The 17,688-nt window shown below is 47.9% G+C and carries 19 protein-coding genes; 8 read left to right on the top strand and 11 right to left on the bottom strand.

Annotated elements, in window-relative coordinates:
- Nucleotides 1-21: 21 nt before the first annotated feature.
- Both pheT and pheS read right to left on the bottom strand, forming a co-directional pair.
- Nucleotides 22-2,466, bottom strand: a complete 2,445-nt coding sequence (pheT, locus tag OM95_RS00095; protein WP_041868934.1) for a phenylalanine--tRNA ligase subunit beta — start codon at nt 2,464-2,466, stop codon at nt 22-24.
- On the bottom strand, nt 2,463-3,488 hold the full coding sequence (gene pheS, locus OM95_RS00090; RefSeq protein ID WP_291515370.1) for a phenylalanine--tRNA ligase subunit alpha: 1,026 nt from the start codon (nt 3,486-3,488) through the stop codon (nt 2,463-2,465). Before pheS ends, pheT begins: the two co-directional genes overlap by 4 nt.
- A 111-nt stretch (nt 3,489-3,599) precedes the next feature.
- Here pheS and rsmG point away from each other — a divergent pair, with 111 nt between their 5' ends.
- The 4 genes from rsmG (at nt 3,600) to OM95_RS00070 (ending at nt 6,831) form a co-directional block, all read left to right on the top strand.
- Nucleotides 3,600-4,451, top strand: coding sequence for a 16S rRNA (guanine(527)-N(7))-methyltransferase RsmG (gene rsmG, locus OM95_RS00085; RefSeq protein ID WP_041868931.1), 852 nt, complete (start codon nt 3,600-3,602; stop codon nt 4,449-4,451).
- Nucleotides 4,452-4,520: 69 nt separating this feature from the next.
- Complete coding sequence (locus tag OM95_RS00080; protein ID WP_041868929.1) at nt 4,521-5,654, top strand: helix-turn-helix domain-containing protein; 1,134 nt, start codon at nt 4,521-4,523, stop codon at nt 5,652-5,654.
- Nucleotides 5,651-6,058, top strand: a complete 408-nt coding sequence (locus OM95_RS00075) for a hypothetical protein (protein WP_041868926.1) — start codon at nt 5,651-5,653, stop codon at nt 6,056-6,058. Before OM95_RS00080 ends, OM95_RS00075 begins: the two co-directional genes overlap by 4 nt.
- Before the next feature lie 17 nt (nt 6,059-6,075).
- Entirely contained in the window at nt 6,076-6,831 is a 756-nt protein-coding gene (locus OM95_RS00070; RefSeq protein WP_041868924.1) for an RNA methyltransferase, read from the top strand.
- A 16-nt stretch (nt 6,832-6,847) separates the two neighbouring features.
- Here OM95_RS00070 and OM95_RS00065 read toward each other — a convergent pair whose 3' ends face one another.
- From OM95_RS00065 to rpmI, 9 genes are all read right to left on the bottom strand, one after another.
- Nucleotides 6,848-7,684 carry a trypsin-like serine protease gene (locus tag OM95_RS00065; RefSeq protein WP_041868921.1) on the bottom strand — a complete coding sequence of 279 codons (837 nt, stop codon included), beginning with the start codon at nt 7,682-7,684 and terminating at the stop codon, nt 6,848-6,850.
- Between the two features lie 91 nt (nt 7,685-7,775).
- Nucleotides 7,776-8,480, bottom strand: a complete 705-nt coding sequence (locus tag OM95_RS00060) for a DNA alkylation repair protein (protein WP_041868918.1) — start codon at nt 8,478-8,480, stop codon at nt 7,776-7,778.
- Nucleotides 8,481-8,519: 39 nt separating this feature from the next.
- The gene (locus tag OM95_RS00055; protein ID WP_041868915.1) at nt 8,520-9,407 is read right to left on the bottom strand and encodes a membrane protein; all 888 of its coding nucleotides are present in this window, start codon (nt 9,405-9,407) and stop codon (nt 8,520-8,522) included.
- Nucleotides 9,397-10,377 (bottom strand): diphosphomevalonate decarboxylase, encoded by a 981-nt coding sequence (gene mvaD / locus OM95_RS00050; protein WP_041868913.1) that lies wholly within the window; start codon nt 10,375-10,377, stop codon nt 9,397-9,399. The genes OM95_RS00055 and mvaD overlap by 11 nt, the downstream gene beginning before the upstream one ends.
- A complete protein-coding gene (locus OM95_RS00045) occupies nt 10,374-11,273 on the bottom strand; it encodes a hypothetical protein (protein WP_041868910.1) in 900 nt (299 codons plus the stop codon). The genes mvaD and OM95_RS00045 overlap by 4 nt, the downstream gene beginning before the upstream one ends.
- Nucleotides 11,274-11,281: 8 nt before the next feature.
- A complete protein-coding gene (locus OM95_RS00040) occupies nt 11,282-12,598 on the bottom strand; it encodes a hydroxymethylglutaryl-CoA reductase, degradative (protein WP_041868907.1) in 1,317 nt (438 codons plus the stop codon).
- On the bottom strand, nt 12,595-13,650 hold the full coding sequence (gene fni, locus OM95_RS00035) for a type 2 isopentenyl-diphosphate Delta-isomerase (RefSeq protein WP_041868906.1): 1,056 nt from the start codon (nt 13,648-13,650) through the stop codon (nt 12,595-12,597). The genes OM95_RS00040 and fni overlap by 4 nt, the downstream gene beginning before the upstream one ends.
- 18 nt (nt 13,651-13,668) lie before the next feature.
- A complete protein-coding gene (gene rplT, locus OM95_RS00030) occupies nt 13,669-14,016 on the bottom strand; it encodes a 50S ribosomal protein L20 (protein WP_041868904.1) in 348 nt (115 codons plus the stop codon).
- Nucleotides 14,017-14,099: 83 nt separating this feature from the next.
- Nucleotides 14,100-14,285: a 50S ribosomal protein L35 gene (rpmI, locus tag OM95_RS00025; protein WP_232469313.1), complete on the bottom strand. Its 186-nt coding sequence runs from the start codon at nt 14,283-14,285 to the stop codon at nt 14,100-14,102.
- A gap of 309 nt (nt 14,286-14,594) precedes the next feature.
- On the opposite strand from rpmI, the gene OM95_RS00020 reads away from it, so the two are divergent.
- The 4 genes from OM95_RS00020 to OM95_RS00005 all read left to right on the top strand — a co-directional run.
- On the top strand, nt 14,595-15,143 hold the full coding sequence (locus OM95_RS00020) for a hypothetical protein (RefSeq protein ID WP_041868899.1): 549 nt from the start codon (nt 14,595-14,597) through the stop codon (nt 15,141-15,143).
- Between the two features lie 39 nt (nt 15,144-15,182).
- Complete coding sequence (locus OM95_RS00015) at nt 15,183-16,214, top strand: alpha/beta hydrolase-fold protein (protein WP_041868897.1); 1,032 nt, start codon at nt 15,183-15,185, stop codon at nt 16,212-16,214.
- Nucleotides 16,214-17,248: a DUF4421 family protein gene (locus OM95_RS00010; protein WP_041868894.1), complete on the top strand. Its 1,035-nt coding sequence runs from the start codon at nt 16,214-16,216 to the stop codon at nt 17,246-17,248. Before OM95_RS00015 ends, OM95_RS00010 begins: the two co-directional genes overlap by 1 nt.
- A 79-nt stretch (nt 17,249-17,327) precedes the next feature.
- On the top strand, nt 17,328-17,688 hold a 361-nt coding region (locus OM95_RS00005), incomplete at its 3' end, for a cytochrome ubiquinol oxidase subunit I (protein ID WP_041868892.1).

The raw sequence follows: 17,688 nt of genomic DNA, 5'->3' as shown, positions 1-17,688 counted from the left end.
TAACTGAAAACAATCAAGAATTTATCTCACAGAAAGATCAAAATTCTTTTTCAAGCTCTCTAGCACCTTATTTGTCGTCTCTGCGATTTGCGCTTCCTGCAGCGTGGCATTTTTATCTTGAAGCCACAGGCGAATCGCCACGGATTTCTGACCCGGCTCCATTTTTTCGCCTTCGTACAAGTCAAAGACATCCACGTTCACAAGCAGCGAACCCGCGGCTTTGCGAATATCCTTAAGCACATCGCCCACTTTCAAAGTTTTTGGCATCACGAACGCGAAGTCGCGCTCCACCACCGGGAACTTGGAAATACTTTGGATGCGGTAAGGGCGAGGTTGCCCCTTATAAAGCTGATCTAAATCAAGCTCAGCTAATACCGCAGGCACGCGGATTTTATTATCATCTAGAAGAACCGGATGAAGTGTACCAATAAAACCAACTTTTTTTCCTTCAACCAAAAGTTGCGCATATTGCCCTTGGTGCAAGAACGCGGGTACTTCCACCTTGTTTGTCGGTGTGACCCAGGTATAAGCCGAAATATTCAACGACTTCAGCAACACTTCAACCGCTGCTTTAAGTTCAAACACCACAGGGTAATCCAGTGACTTGTTCCAAAGATTCGCGGCACGTCCCCATAGCGCCAAGCCCAAACGACTGGTTTCGCCATAAGTTCCGTCGTCTTTCATAAAGAAAGAACTGCCGATCTCAAACAAACGTCCTTGCATATTGCCCGCGTGGAAGTTGGTATTCAGATTTTTGAAAAGACCAAAGCTTAAAGAAGTTCTCATCACATCCATTTCTTCATTCAATGGATTCATAATGCGAATCTCTTTGCCTGACACGGACAAGCCCGCCGCCTTCAAAGCTTCGATGGGACCCAAAAAGGCTTTTTCCCCTTTAGAACCGACAAAGGCAAAGTTCACGGCTTGTTGGAAACCTTCTGCGCGCATCAACTCGCTTGTTGTACGGTTCAACATAAATCCCTTGTCGTGATGTGACGGCATTGTCTTAAACACCGGCAAGGACTCGGGGATGTGTTCATAGCCATTGAGGCGGGCGTACTCTTCAACCAAATCCATGTCCTGCTCAAGATCAAAACGGAAGGTGGGAGGAAGAATTTTGTAAGTACCTGCCCCCGCTTGTTCCAACTGGCATCCCAAACGCTTCATAAAATCCACGAATTTGTGCTCTTCCGCCTGGTAACCCAAACGGTCCGTCACCGTTTGCACCGCAATCGTCACAGGCGCTTTTTTCACTGGATTTGGATAAAAATCATGGTGATCGCCAAAAGCTTCGCCACCAGCAACTTCCAAAATCAGGGCCGTTGCACGATTTAAACCGCGAAGAGCTCCATCCGGATCAACGCCTCGGGAAAATCTGTAGGCTGAATCTGTATCAATTCCGTGAGTACGCGAAGTTTTGCGTGCGCTCATCGGCAGAAAGTAAGCAGATTCCAGGAAAACTTCTGTCGTGGCCTCTGTCACACCCGAATTCTTGCCGCCGACAACACCCGCAAGGCAGGCCGGATGAGAAGTATCACGAATTGTCAGCTCTTCACCGGTTAAACTGATCTCTGAACCATCCAGCGTGATGAATTTTTCACCTTTCGTCGCCCGATCCACAATCACTTTTTTCCCCGCGATAAAAGCAGCATCAAAAGCATGCAGAGGCTGTCCCAACTCCATCATCACGTAGTTTGTCACGTCGACGATGTTGTTGATCGAATTCATGCCCACACTTTCAAGACGCTGAACCAGCCATGCTGGCGAAGGCCCCACTTTAAGACCCTTCAGGTAACGACCCGTATAGCGAGGACACAAATCAAAGGCCTTCACATCCAAAGAAATTTCGCTTTTTGTCGACTGAGAATTGACCTTGGGTTCCGCCGTCGGAGCCTTCAATTCTTTTCCATATAGACAAGCCACTTCACGCGCCAAACCATAGTGACTTAAGCAGTCCGCTCTATTGGGCGTTACTTTCAATTCAAAAGTGATGTCGTCATAGCCCGCGTACTCGGCATATGGTTTTCCGACGGGGGCGTCCGCAGGAAGAATGGCAATGCCTTCTGACTCTTTAGCCAAGCCCAGTTCTTTCAAAGAGCACAGCATCCCTGCCGAATCGACACCGCGAACCGCTGACTTTTTAATCGCGAAATTTCCCGGCAACACAGCTCCCGGCAAAGCCACGATCACACGGTCGCCGGCTTTGTGATTTTGCGCCCCACAAACGATTTGGTGCACAACACCTTCGCCCGTAGATACGCGACACAAGGAAAGTTTATCCGCATTCGGATGTTTATCTTTTTCCAGGATGTGACCGACAACCACGTGGTTAAAGTCTTTTGCCCGATTGGTGATCTCTTCCACTTCAAGACCGGCGCGAGTCAGAGCTTCGCCCAACTCTTCCGGCTTTTGAAAGAATTCCGTCACATCAACATAATCTTGGAGCCATTTTAAACTGATCTTCATTTTACAAACTGCCTTAAGAAACGCACATCATTTTCAGGGAACAAACGAATGTCTTCGATGCCGTATTTAATAATTGCCATACGTTCAACACCAAAGCCGAACGCAAAACCTTGCCATTTTGGATATTCGATTTTTGCGGCTTGAAACACTTTCGGATTCACAAGTCCGCAACCGCCGATTTCAATCCAGCCGGAATGCTTACACAGACTGCAGCCTTTGCCTTTACAAATAGGGCAAGAGCAATCCACTTCTGCCGATGGTTCAGTGAAGGGAAAAAAGCTCGGACGGAATCTTGTTTTCAAGCCCGGACCAAAGAACTCACGAACAAAGAAACTGATTGTGCCCTTCAGATCCGCCATAGAGACTTTCTCATCCACACACAAAGCTTCAATCTGATGGAAGTTCGGAAGATGCGAAATGTCGCTGTCGCAACGGAAAACCGGCCCCGTACCAATCACGCGCAAAGGCAACTGTTCGGTTTCCAGAGAGTGAATCTGAATCGGAGACGTGTGCGTGCGCAGCACATGGCTTTTGTCGATAAAGAAAGTGTCTTGCATATCGCGCGCAGGGTGATCCGCCGGAATATTCAAAGCCTCAAAGTTATAGTAATCTTTTTCAATCAGTGGGCCCGTGCGAACGCTGTAACCCAAACGTGACATCACCGAGAAGATTTCCTCCACGACGATATTGACCGGATGAGCAGAACCTTTTGCTTGCGCTGCTGCAGGCAAGGTCAGATCGATTTCTTCGGCCGCCATTTTTGCCGAGATTTCTTTTTTCTTTAAAGCTTCTTCGGCCTCCGTGTAAGCGGCTTCAAGGAGCTGCTTCACTTCGTTCACCTTTTTACCAAACAGAGGTTTTTCCTCTTTCGGCAAAGAAGCCATTTCTTTCATAATCTCAGTCAAAGAACCACTTTTTCCCAGGTATTGAACCTTGAGATCATAGAGGTCTTTAGAGGTGGGAGCAGCTTTAAAAGCCGCCAGGGCTGTATCTTTAATAGAATCAAGTTTGGTCGTGGACATAGGGTCTCATAATCACCTCAGAGGCTCGTATTTTCAAGCATTTAGCTTTTACACACAGCGCAGAAAAGCCTTGAGGTTTCCCGACTTTCCCTCTATCTTTCCCAGACTCTTATGGCGCATAAAAATAAAACGAACTACAGTCCCTATAAAGCCCGTCAGGAAGCCCGTGGCAACTTCTCCCCTTCCAATCTGGGCCGCCACAAGAAGCCCGAGCTTATTTATGAGCTGAATGAGGCCAATGATCGCCTTGCTGATGTCTTCCGCAATCACAATTTCGATATGGTGAATCACCAACAACGCCTGCAATTGGCGCATTTTTACCGCCTTTTGATGTTGAATCAGGAAAAAGAGAACTTTACTCGCCTGCTGAAATTGCGGGACATCGCTATTAAACATTTTATCGATAGCATCATCATCCTGAAGCACACCAAACTGCAATTTCCGCTTTTAGATGTCGGCACGGGACCTGGCTTCCCTGGAATTCCCCTGAAAATCATGTTCCCGGAAGAAAAAATTCTTCTGGGCGAAGGCGTTCAACGTCGGGTGGAATTTTTAAAACACGTTCGCGCTGAGATGAAGCTGCAAAACCTGGACATTCTGGGTCGCAATATCAACCAGCACTGCATGTATCCCGTCAATGGAGCAATTACTCGCGCAGTGGAAGACATTGGCAACACCCTTGGTAATGTGATTAGCTGTCTGCAAACCGGTGGACGCGTGTATTTCATGAAAGGTCCCGGTGTTGACCCCGAGATCAAAGCTTTTAAAAACACCGAATGGTCCGAGTACTATAAATTGGTTGAAGATGTGGCTTACACTCTTCCACAAACACCGCACGAACGTCGCCTTGTGGTTTTCGAAAAAATAAAAACCAAACCTCTTCCCGAAGAAGATGAAGGTGAGGAACTTTTGCTGGAAGAACTTTCTGGCGAAGAACGACGACGGTGGGCGCATTACACTTAGTGCGCTGAAGATTTAAGCTCGATATAAGACATTGACTGACTACGAATAGAAGGAATACAAAATTCGCTGATGAACGCGATTCCAAAGACTCCCCCTCTTCTCCAGCTCGCGCGCTTGCAGGTCCGTCAAGGTGACTTGCTGGAAGCCCGTGCCACAACGACAGAGTGTTTGGTCACGTTCAACAAAGAAGCGGAACTGCCTCTCTGGTTCGAAGCCGCCCGCATTCATCTGCAAGCCAACATCGAACTTGAAAACGTCGGCGGCGCCGATGTCGTCATGAACGAGGTTCTGCAACTGCTTTCCGCAAAAAATCTTTCCGCTGCAAACGAAGCCAAAGCTGAAACTATGCTTGGATCTTGGTTACGAGCTCAGGGAAAAACGGAAGAATCTCAAGCCTACATCGACTCGGCGATCACCAAGGCCACTGGTGCGCGCGATTTGGAAACTCTGGCCCGCGCCCTGCTTTTTTCGGCTTTCAGTCTTTTATTAGAGCCGAAGAAACACAATCACACGCTTTTAACCTTGGACAAGGTCGACGTCCTTTTAAGTGAAGCGGAAAACACGGAATTGACGCTCACCTCGCTTTTATTGCGCGGTTATATTTACACACAAAGCGTGCAATTCGATCGTGCCATGGATGTTCTTTGGCGCGGTTATGAACTGGCGAAGCAGCATGGCTTTCAACTTTTAATTTCAAGCATTCTGGCGCAAATGGCCCGCGTCTATCGGGATCAGAAGCGGGACGAACAATATCGCATCTATGCAGAGCTGGCGATAAAGGGCGTCAGCCCCATCAAATCGCCGCGTCTGTATAAATTTATCACTCAGGTATGCCCGCACGATTTGGACAGCCTTCGTTCGCAATACGACTTTCAGGTAGATGAAAAATCCCGCCTGGTCCTTGAAAAAACGAAGGGTGTGATTAATTTCAAGAATCAACACATCCTTTTAGACATGGCGCTGTTGTTTATTAAAAATCCCGGCCAGCGTTACTCGAAAGAAGACCTCGTAGAAAAAATCTGGGGTCAGGCCTATAACCCCGAGCTGCACGACAATTTGATCTACGTCTCGATCAAACGACTCAGAACACTGCTCGAACCTGATTTGGAAAGCCCCCGCTATATCCTGCGGGATCGCAAAGGTTATTTCTTCAATCCTCAAGCCACAGTGCAAATGAAATATTTGGAGGAAGCAACTCTATGAAGTTCTTAAGCACTCTTCTTCTTATTCTTTTTAGCTCGTTCGCTTTTGCCGGTCCCGGTGATGGCCCCATTGTTCCCTGGCCAACCAGTGTGACTCGCGAGGCTTTGACGGACACTCAGGTGTATGGTCGCTGGGTGGCTTACGAGCATCACGCTATTTGGTTTGTGAATATTCAAAAAGATCCTTTGGAAATCGGTCGATCTTATATCTCGATTTCTTCTGACGCTCTTTTCACCCACAAAGCAGTGGGCTCTCTGTACACAGGCGACAATGTCATGTGGGGCAAACTTATCATGGATGCCACTCATTCCGCGGCCATCGTTCTTTACAAAGACGCCGAGGGCACGAAGCTGCGTATTGCCAAAGGTCGCAATCGCTATGTTGAATTAAAGCTTTCTCGATAAAGAGAGGACGTGACGCTGTGATTGAGATCAGTTCAAAAAGCAATGAGCACTTTCGCCGCTGGCTGGATCTGGCTTCCGCCCGCGGGATCAAGAAGCATCAAGAATTTATTCTTATGGGCGAAAAGCTGATTGCCGAGTTCTTGGAAAATCCCAATTTCAAGGTGAAGGCCGAGCTCGTCCACGAGGACCTGAAGTCTTTGACCATGACGGCCTCTTCCCTTAAGGGTCAGCGCATTCCCGTTTTTAAATTGCCCAAGGCCCTCTTTAATGAGGTCGATGTTATTGGCACCCACTACAATCTTTTAGTTTTAGAACCGAAAGAAATACCGGCACTGCCTGCCAGCCCGACCCAAGGATTGGAAGTTGTTTCTCCTTTAGGTGATCCTGCCAATTTGGGATCTCTGGCCCGTTCGGCTTTGGCCTTTGGCGCCAGCAAAATGATTCTTACGGAAGAAAGCTGCAATCCGTTTCATCCGAAAGCCATCAAAGCTTCGGCGGGCACTCTTTTAAAGTTACCGCTTTATCGGGTCGGTAAATTCACCGAATTTGTTGCTGGCAACGAAGATCTTTATGCCCTGGACATGAAGGGCGAAAACGTCGCCACATTCAAATGGCCCAAAAATATTCGCCTGGCGATTGGCGAAGAAGGTCCCGGATTTGGTGGATTAAAGGGATTAAAGCGACTGGCCGTGGCCACTCAAGGGGTCGAGTCTTTGAACGCCACTGTGGCCGCCAGCATTGCTCTTTTCAGCTATTCGGTCGTGCCAAAGTAAGCACGACCGAAGACATCTAGTGACACAAAAGGCTTTTGATTTCCGGCTCGGTAACGAGCTGACTGATCTGACACATCTTCTGATCCAGAATTCCGTAAACATCCCAGTTCGAAAACAATGTCTCGGCCCGTCCCTTTGTCACGCCGATCTGTTTCCACTGTGTCCCAATTCTAACAAACAAGGGGGCGCCGCTGTCGCCGGGTTGCACGCGGGCCGCTGACTTGGATTCATAAGTGCTAGAGCTTTTACCGATTCGATCCAAACGGGCCCTTCGCTTCGTATCGTTGGTGGCAATCTCTTCAATCGGATTGATCGTGACCACCGTCGGCCAATAAGTTAAAAGATTGGAATTGATCGCCGAAAGCTCTTGCTGTGATATCACGGGAACGTATTGGAAGTCCGCTTTTAAAGGCAAAGGCTTTTCAAAAATCACCACGGCAATATCTTCAGCAGGTCCGATACGCAAGCGCAGACCTTGCATATCCACACGTCGTTTTAAATCTGCGGTGTAGACGAAACGAGCCTTCACCGTTTCACGGTATCGAGTCACATAACCGATACGACGAGTCTCTCCAGTGGGTGTGGTACGATAGACATACTCTCCAACATGCAGGTCGATCTCCCAGGATTTAAGAACTTCTGACTGGTATACGCAGTGGGCCGCCGTCAGCATCACCCGATCAGAAAGAAGATTGCCATTGCAAAAGCCAGGAACCGAGTCCTTGCTTTCCGGGTCGTACCCTAGGGCACTAAAAAACACCGCGGATTCAAACTCAGTGCCTTCTGCAGGGATCGCATTCGTTAACGCCCACGAGTTTGCAGCCAGAAAAAGAATGGATAAAAAGATCTTCATTAAGCCCCCTTAAGGGAAGGACCTATTTCGGGTAGAACCTGGGGTCATCAAAAAAAGCTCTTTGACACCACGTGATTACGGTCATCACGGTTTATTTGCTTTTAAGCTTCAGATAATACTGACGATCCGTCGCTGGCAGCCTTTCGATTGCATAACGAAGCATGGTGCGAGGCATTTTCGGGGCATGCACATCTAAGAATTTGCGCATATCTTGCTCGCTGACTCGTTTTCCGGCTTCCCGCAACATCCAGCCGACCGCTTTGTGAATCAGATCATGAGGGTCGTTAAGCAAGATCTTGGCGATTTTCAGCGTGTCTTTATATTCCCCGCGCTTGATAAAATGAAAGGTGGAAAGCATGGCGATTCGTCGCTCCCAAAGACTGGGAGATTTTGCGAGTTCGCATAAGATCGAACGATCGCGTTCGTAAAGATAACTTCCGACGATATATTCAGCCGAAGAGTCCACAAGATCCCAATTGTTAATATATCGCGTGTTTTTTAAATAGAACTGATAGATTTTTTCTTGCTCTTTTTCAGGACTTTTTGCGAAACGACCCACAAGAATCAAAAGACCGATCAACCGTTCCTCGTGAATTTTGGATTTAATAAGAACACGGACATCTTTTAAAGAAAGATCCGCATATTTTTTTGCGATACTGCGACTTTCAGGAACAGTCAGCCCCCAAAAGATATCACCTTCGGCATACTCGCCGGGGGCGGTTTTAAAAAATCGCTGAAGGGTTTGTGCCCGAGCGGGCTTGCGCTTCTTTAAGATGTCTTTTTGGATTTTTAACATTCTTTAAAGTTACAAAACCCTGAGTCAGGGGGCAACGTCTTAACAAGGAATCAGTTTTTCTAGAACTTCCGCAGCAGGCTCTTGCTCCCATAACGACAGCACGTAACCTCCGCCACCCGACCCCGTCGGTTTTACGGCCAGGGCGCCCTTCTCTTTAAGCCACTGAATATGCAGACCGGGAGCTCCTTCGTTCAAGCCCCACTGTTCAAAACACTGACCACCTTCTTCAATTGCTTGCGCTAAAAGAGGCAATCCTTCTCGCGAATCCATCTGCAGAGCCTTCTGAGCCAACGTCACCGCGTGGGCCATTTGTTGGTCGATTTTTTCACCGACCTCTGGATTCTGCAGTAGCAGGTCTTTCACCTTGTTCACCGCATCCACCGTCACGCCACGCTTGCCCGAATAAGAAATATACCAGCGGGGTTTCCACGCGGACGCCAAAGGTTTGCGCTCGCCATTGCGAACGAAGTACAGACCTTCGCCTGACAATGCCACTGCGATATCCACGCCACTGCTTTCACCGTGAAAAAGATTTTCCAAATCACGGGCGAACTCGTAGTACTCACTTTCAGGTACATAGCCCAGATACCCCAACCAACGAGTCAAAGCTACACACAGCGCCGCCGAAGCGCCCATACCCGCGCCAACGGGAATTGACGACTCTAGAAGTAAGACACCTTTGATATCATGGCGTGGGATTTTTTTTAGTTCGCAGGCTTTCTCTAAAACACCCCAAACTAAAAGCTGCAGGTCTTTTCCGTGATCGCCGACTAGACGCAACTCTAAAGGAGATTCTGTGCGCGAATAGTTCAATTCCAGATTTCGGGATTGAATTGGAAAAACCAAAGCCGGCACACCACGCAAAACAGCATGTTCGCCAGCAAGAATCCATTTGCCAAAGGACTTACAGGTAAAATCAATGGACATCGGGTTTAACACCTTCAAAGGCTAAAACTTTATACTCTTTTTGGAAGAGCTCTCGGTAGGTCTCGAAAGACTTCTTTTGGTCGTTTCTAAATAGCATATGCACATTGGCGCCGGCATCCATTGTCACCAACGGACCGTCTTGCCATTTGTTCCAAAGCTTTTGGCACTCCTCCAAAACCTTCTTGGATTCATCTGTCATATAGCTAAACGACGGCGTGCTGGTCTCAAACAAGCGATGCATATCAATAAACTCGTCCCAGACGATCTGACGGGCCATGTGCCAGTCATCAAATTGCAAAGCTTGGGAAAGATCCTTCAGACGAATTTCCGCGCGTTCCACGCGACCTGCAAAACGGGGGCTTGTCGTTACAAGTTTATGCGCTTCTGAACTGGAAACCTCTTTTTTGCTATCTTCCACCACGACGACGATATGATGCAGATCCTTCACCGGCAAATTCATCGGCTCTGCGTATTCGTGCAACCAAAGAGCCCACGGCGAAAACAACGAACGACAAGAAGATCCCGAACCTTGCCGAGAAAGCTCTGACAAAACTTTTCTATCCGCCCCCCAAGGCTGAGGATTTATTTTCTGAAACATTTCCGCCGCGGCTAAAGTCAAAGCCGCGAAACTCGAAGCGGAGCTAGCCAGCCCACAGTCGGAAGGAAAATTATTCGCCGACTCGACAAGAAAGTTTTGAGTCACGCCCCACTTATCTTTAAGATTTTGCAGATGTTTTAAAAAACGCTGCTGCCCTTTTTCTGACAAATTCATTTTTTCAAGATCTTCACGAACCAATAGCTTCCACTGATCTTGAGCTTCATCAATCTGGGTTAAACGCACATAGGTTCTTAAGTTTTCCAGGGTATAGGACAAAGAGCCGTTCGTCGGCTTATTGCCAGACCCCTCGATCTTACCCATGTACTTTATAAGAGCGATATTAGAAGGAGCAGACACTAAAACTTGTTTCATAGAGTTCCTCGAACTTGTAAACCGTTGGCGATTTTCTGCGAGGACGCCGTCAAAGACAGACGACGCGACTGACAGAACTGAGCCAGATGTTCGGATTCATTTTTCCGGGTGATAACAAGAACCACATCGGCACCAAGAGCGCCACAGCCCTTTGCCGTCATCACCCCGGGGATTTGTTGGATTTCATTTAATAGGAAAAGAGTTTCGTTGCAGGTAAAGCCTAATTTTTTTAAGGCCTCGCCATAAGAAGTGATTCCCGCAATAAAAGCCGCACTATCATGATCTTCAAAAGACGCACGAATCGCCGCAAAGCTTTTTTCAAGATCCGTCACGTCGAACGTCTTAAGATTTTTTAGATGTTCATGGGTTGCGACTTTGTTCCCGGTGTGCAGCAGATGCATTTCAAGATCGGTAAAAGGCCAGCTCTTCACAGAAATCAAACCTTGGCGCTTCTCAAAGAATGTCAGCGCGCCTTTTAGCTGCCCCACGAGGTCGGCGCCACTAGGACGCTGTCCTTCACCTTTCCAGGCCACTTCATAATAAGCTTCCAGAAGATGTTTGAAGTCCAAAAGTTTTTCCATGTCCTGCTGAGAAGCCTCTTGATAAAGCCACAAAGCATAAGCACCCAAAAACTGCGCCGTGGAGGCACCAAAGCCCCCTTTGCCCGCATAAGGGTCCTTAAAGACCAGATCGAACTGCGAGAAATAATCCTGATGTTTACGTGTAAACAAGCCTGCCGGAGAATCGGGATGAATGCTTCCCAGGCTGCCACGTCCCCTATTCACTTCCAGCTCAAAATAGGGCTGCGACAGAAAGACCAGTGTCGGTCCTTCTTGCAAAGCCAGGTATTCACCTGCGATAAAAGTTTTGCCGGGAACAGAGAAGACCAAGGACATGGCCTCTCCTAACTATGTGTGCGTGTGGTCGTCGTCGCTCTTTGTGAAGAACGAAGCTCTTTAAGCACGTCGATTGCATTGCTTAAAGAGATGCGTTTACGAACCGCCAGGATCTCTTCGAGTTTCTTTTGCACCAACGGAATTTCTTTTTCTTCAGCACCCGCACCCAAGGCCAGGTTTTTTGTGTGAAGCTTCATGTGACCTTCGATGATTCCTACGGTCGTCAGCGCTTTTAAAGCGCCCAGGTTTTGGACCAAACCCACCGCCGCGATGACTCGAGAAAGTTCGTTCGCAGAAGTCGTTCCCAACATCTTCATGCACATCATTGCCGTCGGATGAAGAGTGGTCACACCCCCAACGGTGCCAACGATGAGCGGAGCTTCGAAAACACCTTTAAGGCCGCCTTCCCCATCACGGAACCAACGAGTGATAGAGCGATACTGTCCGTCGCGAGAAGCGTAAGCATGAATCCCAGCCTCGACCGCGCGCCAGTCGTTTCCAGTCGCGATAAGAACCGGGTCAATGCCGTTAAGAACACCTTTGTTGTTGGTCGCTGCACGATAGGGATCTTGCTGCGCAAACAAAGAGGCCTCTTCAATTTTTTCTGCCAACTCAGGATCAATGTCCTTGATGTGAACCGTCGCGCGAGTGATTTTGGAATCCACAAGATTCGACAGAATACACATCGTCACTTTTTCGCCGGTAAATTGTTCGATCGGTTCCTTTAAGAACTCGCAAACCTGATTCATGATGTTGGCACCCATTGCGTCGCAAGGGTCCATCAAAACATGAACCACGGCCATGTCGCTGCCATCACCGCGCGGCACTCGGCGGACCTGGATGTCGCGAACACCACCACCACGGCGAACTAAACCGAACGCCACTTCACGGTTGGAAATTTCAATCAGGAAGTTTTTCTGAGCCAGGATTTGTTTTTCAAACTGAGTGAAGTCTTTGATCTTCGCACATTGGATCTGTCCGATGATATCGTTACCGACCACTTCTGTCGTAATCGAACCTGATTCCCGAATCCATTTGGCGGATTTGCACACTGCCGCGACGATCGAAGTTTCTTCAACAGCCATGGGAATTACGTAGTCTTTGCCATCGATATTGAAGTTCGTCGCAACTCCCAAAGGAAGCTGGAAGTAACCGATCACGTTTTCGATGAACTTTTCACCCAAAGAAGTGTCGCGCAACCCGCCCTTCGACAGATACTCAACATCAGAATCATGAAGAACGCCCACGTCCATCAATGCTTTCAGTCTTTCTTCACGAGAAAGTTTAGAGAAACCTTTAAAGATGTCTAGAAGCTGCTTTTTCATCGAATCACCCTCTTTGTCTGAAGGTCTTTAAGATTTTTTGATCCTGTACAGAACAAAGCAATCTTAAGCTCAGTTTCTAATTTATTCATAAGCTCTTCCAAGGCCTCATCGCCTTTGAGAGCGGCCTCCAAGAAGGGCCTTGCGAGCCCGACTTTGTTGGCCCCCAGAGCACAAAGTTTTGCGACTTCCAATCCGTTGCGAACGCCCCCGGAGGCCCAGATTTCATAACTGACCCGGGCTTCTTTGGCATTCAGAACCGACTGTACTGTACTAATACCCCAGTTTGCGAAAGTTTGCGCTACTTTATACAGTAAATCATTCTCTTGGGAACGATAGCCTTCAACCCTTCCCCAATGCGTGCCGCCCTTGCCCGCCACATCAACAGCATAGATGCCAATGTTTTCAAGGCGTTTCAGGGTTTCCACGGAAAATCCACATCCCACCTCTTTGACGACAACGGGAACGCCGGCAATTTTCACCAGATTTTCTAGAGCTTCTAGTCCATGTCGAAAGTCACGAGTTCCTTCGGGCTGCAAGGCTTCCTGAAGAGGATTGACGTGGACAAAAAGGGCCACGGCCTGCGTGGACTCAATCAGACGTTGAACTTTATCGATAGGGCTTTTGATGAGCTGAGCGATTCCAATATTGCCCAACAAAAGAGCCTTGGGCGCCTGACGACGCACACGGTTCCATTCTTCAGCCGCATTGGAATCTTCCAACTCTCTTCTTTGTGATCCGACACCCATTAAAATCTGACGACGATCACTGAGACGAGCCAAGGCCTCATTGATTTCGCGGCCTTGTTCATGCCCCGCGGTCATCGAAGAAATAAAAATAGGAGAAGAAAGCGAAAAGGAATCTTTGGTAACAGGGTCTTTTAAAAACAAAGAGGTCGATATATCGACCTCTTTAAAATCCAAATTAGGCAAAGCCTCATGAATCAATTCGATCGAGTCTAAACCATTTTGTCCTTCAGTCTGCGACCTTGGATCCAGCGCGATTTTTATGTGATCGCGCTTTCTTTGTTCAAATTGGTTATTAGACTCTTCCATGGGTTGCTATTGCAGACCTTACGCCAAAGCGTGTTTGCAAAGAGCAGTGAATCCTGCTGCATCGTTGATAGCAAGGTCAGCCAAGATTTTACGATCTACTTGGATGCCAGCTTTAATCAAGCCACCGATCAAACGAGAGTATGTAGTCCCGTTCAAACGAGCTGCTGCATTGATACGTTGATTCCACAATGTGCGGAAGTTACGTTTTTTAGCTTTACGGTCGCGGTAAGCGAAGGCCATACCACGGTCGTTTTTCTCTACCGCGTGGATGTACGCGCGAGAACCAGCTGAATAGTAACCTTTTGCTCTTTTAAGAACCTTTTTGTGACGAGCACGATTTGTTTTACCACTTTTTACACGAGCCATTTTCTACCTCAAATTTACTGTACATCTTCGAACACCGTCGAAGTTACGTACGGAAAAGACATTTAAAATTTTTAGATTAATTCCTAGAACACCAAGCAACGACGAACTTGTAGCATGTTCGCGTCTTCTACGTATGATGTCTTACCTAGTTGTCTTTTCGTTTTTGAGCTCATGTGCGAGTTCAAGTGACGCATGCGAGTGCTTTTTTTCTTAACTTTACCGCTTGAAAGAACTTTCAAACGTTTCTTAGCGCCTGAGTGAGTGCGCATTTTCATAATGTTTACCTTCCACCGATAAGGCGTCTTTCCCGTTGGGGCCAGCTCTTAACCATTGCCTTAGACAGTCATAATTATGGACTCATCGTTTTAGGTCGGATGCGGGGTAAAAGCAAGCTTTTTTAAGGGGTTAGACAGAATTTCGAGCCCTAGACACGGATCGAAGACATCTCTTGTTTCATCTATGATTTCAATAATTTAAGACAAAATAGAGAGTTTTTTAAAGAATTTCATAAAAGGCTTTGATACAAGGCACCTGCTTAGAAAAAAGGCTCGCAACTTCAACTCTTTAAGGAATTCCCCATGATTAAGATGATTAAAATGATCCTCCCCCTTCTTGTCCTTTCTTTAACCGCTCAGGCTATTGAACCCAAAAAGATATCCAAAACTGGCGCCAATAGTGCTCTGGTTCGCATTGAAACTGAAGAAAAGGACGGAACTCAGGCCGCTGCCTATATTGACGCCGCCGAGATGCCCGACTTCATCCAGATGATGTTGTCAGACTCCACCTCCGAGTTTGCAAAAATCAAACATGAACTGGAAATGGAAAACTGTCAGGAAACCAGCACCACACCCGACGGACACATTCCCGATTGTGGCGCCGTGGAGTGGACAAACCTGGTGCAAACATCTTTTGGCCGTGGCGGCTGGATGTCTGCCGGCGCCGCCTATACGCTGTTCATTGGCTTTCGCTTTGATGGCACGGGACATTTTTTTGAAGCCAGTCACATGGTGGTTTTAAGCGAATCCGCAGAGGCCCTGGTCGACGGGAATATGAATTATACAGGCTTTATCAACAAAGAGCTGCGCTTGGAAAAGGCGGAACGACTGCCCCTGATCCCAACACGATAAGCGTTGCGTGCGGATTCGTAAGGTGACAGACTTTTTGTCATGATCACCTCGGAATTATTAAAAAACTATCGCGCCTACGAAGTTCGGCACTTTCAAATTGAAACTTTGCAAATCGAAAGTGCCGCGCTGAAAAACAATCCTCTCAACGACCCGTCGACTCGTTTCAATCCACTTCTACTTCCGCGCAACGAAGGCCCCTGGCCGGTGGTGATGGTCTTGGGAGGTTTCACCGGCAACTCGCCTTTTTATTTTAATCCCAAATTCAACGAACCAAACGCGGTGCAAGTGATCGATCAAGCCTTCGCGCGCGGCGAAGCGCCCGAGGCCTTGTATATTTTTATTGATGCGTTGACCGCGTGGGGTGGTTCGCAGTTTCTGAATTCCTCGGCGACCGGACTCTATGAAGACTACATCATCAAAGAAATTTTGCCGGCGCTCAAAGACCATTTTCCTGTTTCGCAACAACCCCAGGACTGGTGCGTGATGGGCGGCTCCAGTGGAGGATACGGAGCTTTACATCTCGCCTCTAAATATCCCGAAATTTTCGGCTACACCGCGGCCATCGCTCCGGATTGTTTTTTCGAGGCAAGTCTTTTACCGGAACTGTACCAAGCCCATCCGTTCTGGGAAAAATATAAAGAGTCTGCCACACGTATTCTGGAAGACTTGCGGAATAAAAAATTAATGAAGGCACGCAACTGGCACTCTGTGGTGAATGCCTTTGGCATGGCCGCCTGTTACTCTCCTCAAGGCGGCGCTGGGGACTTCAACTGGCCTTTGGATCTTCACACGGCGGAAAAGATTCCGGCGCTATGGGAAAAGTGGCTTGAAAAAGATCCTTTGCATTTCTTACCGACTCGTCTTGCGAATTTAAAAAAGCTTTCGGGCCTGTATTTAGATGTCGGTAACAAAGACAGCTTTCATCTGCAATACGGAAGCCGACAGATTTCAAGATTTTTAAAAACCAACGGCATCGCCCATGACTATGTGGAGTTCGATGGAAATCATTTCGATATTGGTGAACGCAGAGTGGAAGTGTGGAAATGGCTTTCCTCTTTGTGGAGAACTTAATGAAATGGTTCCTGACCCTGGCAGTTCTTCTTGGCATTCCCTGCGCGCTGGCGCAAACCACCGTGGATGAGACGAACCGATTTGAAGACTGGAGCTGGACCCCACAATCCCCCGACACGCTGAAGGTCAAACTGGGTATCGCGGTTCCTCGCTATAACTTCACAGTTCTTTCACCGTCAGGTCTTGCCGATGCCAAGTTTTTACCGAACTCCCCATCGAAAACCAGCCTAGGATTTTCTTATCGCAATCTGGGTTTCACAGTCTCCGTGCAAAATCCTGTTTCGGAAGATGATAAGGAACAATTTGGCTCGTCTGCTGCCGTGGATTTTCAACTGCGCTTTTTCGGCCAGCGCAGTTATGAATTCTTTCTGCAGTCCTACGACGGCTACTATCTTGATAATTCCGCAGATCTGGATCCTGCCTATGTGAACTCGGCGAAGAAGATTTTTCGCGAGGACATCAAAACACGCAACTTCGGATTTAATTTCTATTGGAATTTCGATGAAGACACGTTCTCGCAAGCCATGGCGTTTGATCAAGCGGGATTCCAAAAGAAAAGTGATTGGGGCCTTTCCGGTTACTTTCACGCCAGTCGCAATTCCATCGCGGCAAAAGACGCGTTTATTCCAGCGGCCTCGGCAACACAGTTCGGAACTTTAAGTGACGTCGATGGCATGCAACGAGACACGGCAGGGCCGGGAGTCGCCATTGGAGGCATTGCCGTTTATCAAAACTTCTACGTCACTGGCTTCATCGGCCTGGGCGTGGGTTATCAACGAGTGAACCTGGAATATGTTGTGAAGGACGATGAAGTCAGCGAGTCGGTCGGGACATTCAGTACGGGACGTTTAGGCATTGGCTACAATGGCCAACGACATGCTCTGGGTTTGCAGGTTTTGTCGGACTCGGTTTCCACAACCATCGAAGATGGCAATATCGATGGCAGCAACAGCGAGCTCTTGGTATTCTACTCGTATCGATTTGAAAATGTGAATATTCCGCCGGCGAACACCCTCTCCAGTTGGTTCGATTAAAGGCCCCGTGTAAGGCAACATAGAGCTGCAGTCTGCGGATCACTTTGACCCGGGTCTCCGAATTCACTACAGTGACTTCATGACAGACCTGATGGCTGCCCGCTCAACGATGGCTTTTTCTTTAGGGTTTCACATAATCTTCGCTGCTATCGGCATGACCATGCCTTTTTTTATGTCGACGGCTCACTATCTTTTTTTAAAAAAGAAAAATCCTGAATATCTTGAGCTGACCAAGATGTGGATGAAAGGAGTCGCCATCTTGTTTGCCGTAGGCGCGGTTTCCGGTACGGTTCTGTCCTTTGAGTTGGGTCTTCTTTGGCCGGGATTTATGAAGTACGCTGGCCCCATTATCGGCATGCCTTTTTCCTGGGAAGGAACGGCCTTTTTTCTTGAGGCCGTCGCCATCGGACTTTTTCTTTATGGCTGGAAGAAAATGCGCC

It is taken from the genome of Bdellovibrio sp. ArHS (genome assembly GCF_000786105.1).
Lineage (GTDB): Bacteria > Bdellovibrionota > Bdellovibrionia > Bdellovibrionales > Bdellovibrionaceae > Bdellovibrio.
This window is presented reverse-complemented; position numbering and strand designations above follow the sequence as displayed.

What these genes read in the sequence shown, in the direction of transcription:
- pheT (WP_041868934.1), bottom strand. Translation starts at nt 2,466, where the DNA reads ATGAAGATCAGTTTAAAATGGCTCCAAGATTATGTTGATGTGACGGAA.
- pheS (WP_291515370.1), bottom strand. Translation starts at nt 3,488, where the DNA reads ATGTCCACGACCAAACTTGATTCTATTAAAGATACAGCCCTGGCGGCT.
- rsmG (WP_041868931.1), top strand. Translation starts at nt 3,600, where the DNA reads ATGGCGCATAAAAATAAAACGAACTACAGTCCCTATAAAGCCCGTCAG.
- OM95_RS00080 (WP_041868929.1), top strand. Translation starts at nt 4,521, where the DNA reads ATGAACGCGATTCCAAAGACTCCCCCTCTTCTCCAGCTCGCGCGCTTG.
- OM95_RS00075 (WP_041868926.1), top strand. Translation starts at nt 5,651, where the DNA reads ATGAAGTTCTTAAGCACTCTTCTTCTTATTCTTTTTAGCTCGTTCGCT.
- OM95_RS00065 (WP_041868921.1), bottom strand. Translation starts at nt 7,684, where the DNA reads ATGAAGATCTTTTTATCCATTCTTTTTCTGGCTGCAAACTCGTGGGCG.
- OM95_RS00060 (WP_041868918.1), bottom strand. Translation starts at nt 8,480, where the DNA reads ATGTTAAAAATCCAAAAAGACATCTTAAAGAAGCGCAAGCCCGCTCGG.
- OM95_RS00055 (WP_041868915.1), bottom strand. Translation starts at nt 9,407, where the DNA reads ATGTCCATTGATTTTACCTGTAAGTCCTTTGGCAAATGGATTCTTGCT.
- mvaD (WP_041868913.1), bottom strand. Translation starts at nt 10,377, where the DNA reads ATGAAACAAGTTTTAGTGTCTGCTCCTTCTAATATCGCTCTTATAAAG.
- OM95_RS00045 (WP_041868910.1), bottom strand. Translation starts at nt 11,273, where the DNA reads ATGTCCTTGGTCTTCTCTGTTCCCGGCAAAACTTTTATCGCAGGTGAA.
- OM95_RS00040 (WP_041868907.1), bottom strand. Translation starts at nt 12,598, where the DNA reads ATGAAAAAGCAGCTTCTAGACATCTTTAAAGGTTTCTCTAAACTTTCT.
- fni (WP_041868906.1), bottom strand. Translation starts at nt 13,650, where the DNA reads ATGGAAGAGTCTAATAACCAATTTGAACAAAGAAAGCGCGATCACATA.
- rplT (WP_041868904.1), bottom strand. Translation starts at nt 14,016, where the DNA reads ATGGCTCGTGTAAAAAGTGGTAAAACAAATCGTGCTCGTCACAAAAAG.
- rpmI (WP_232469313.1), bottom strand. Translation starts at nt 14,285, where the DNA reads ATGCGCACTCACTCAGGCGCTAAGAAACGTTTGAAAGTTCTTTCAAGC.
- OM95_RS00020 (WP_041868899.1), top strand. Translation starts at nt 14,595, where the DNA reads ATGATTAAGATGATTAAAATGATCCTCCCCCTTCTTGTCCTTTCTTTA.
- OM95_RS00015 (WP_041868897.1), top strand. Translation starts at nt 15,183, where the DNA reads ATGATCACCTCGGAATTATTAAAAAACTATCGCGCCTACGAAGTTCGG.
- OM95_RS00010 (WP_041868894.1), top strand. Translation starts at nt 16,214, where the DNA reads ATGAAATGGTTCCTGACCCTGGCAGTTCTTCTTGGCATTCCCTGCGCG.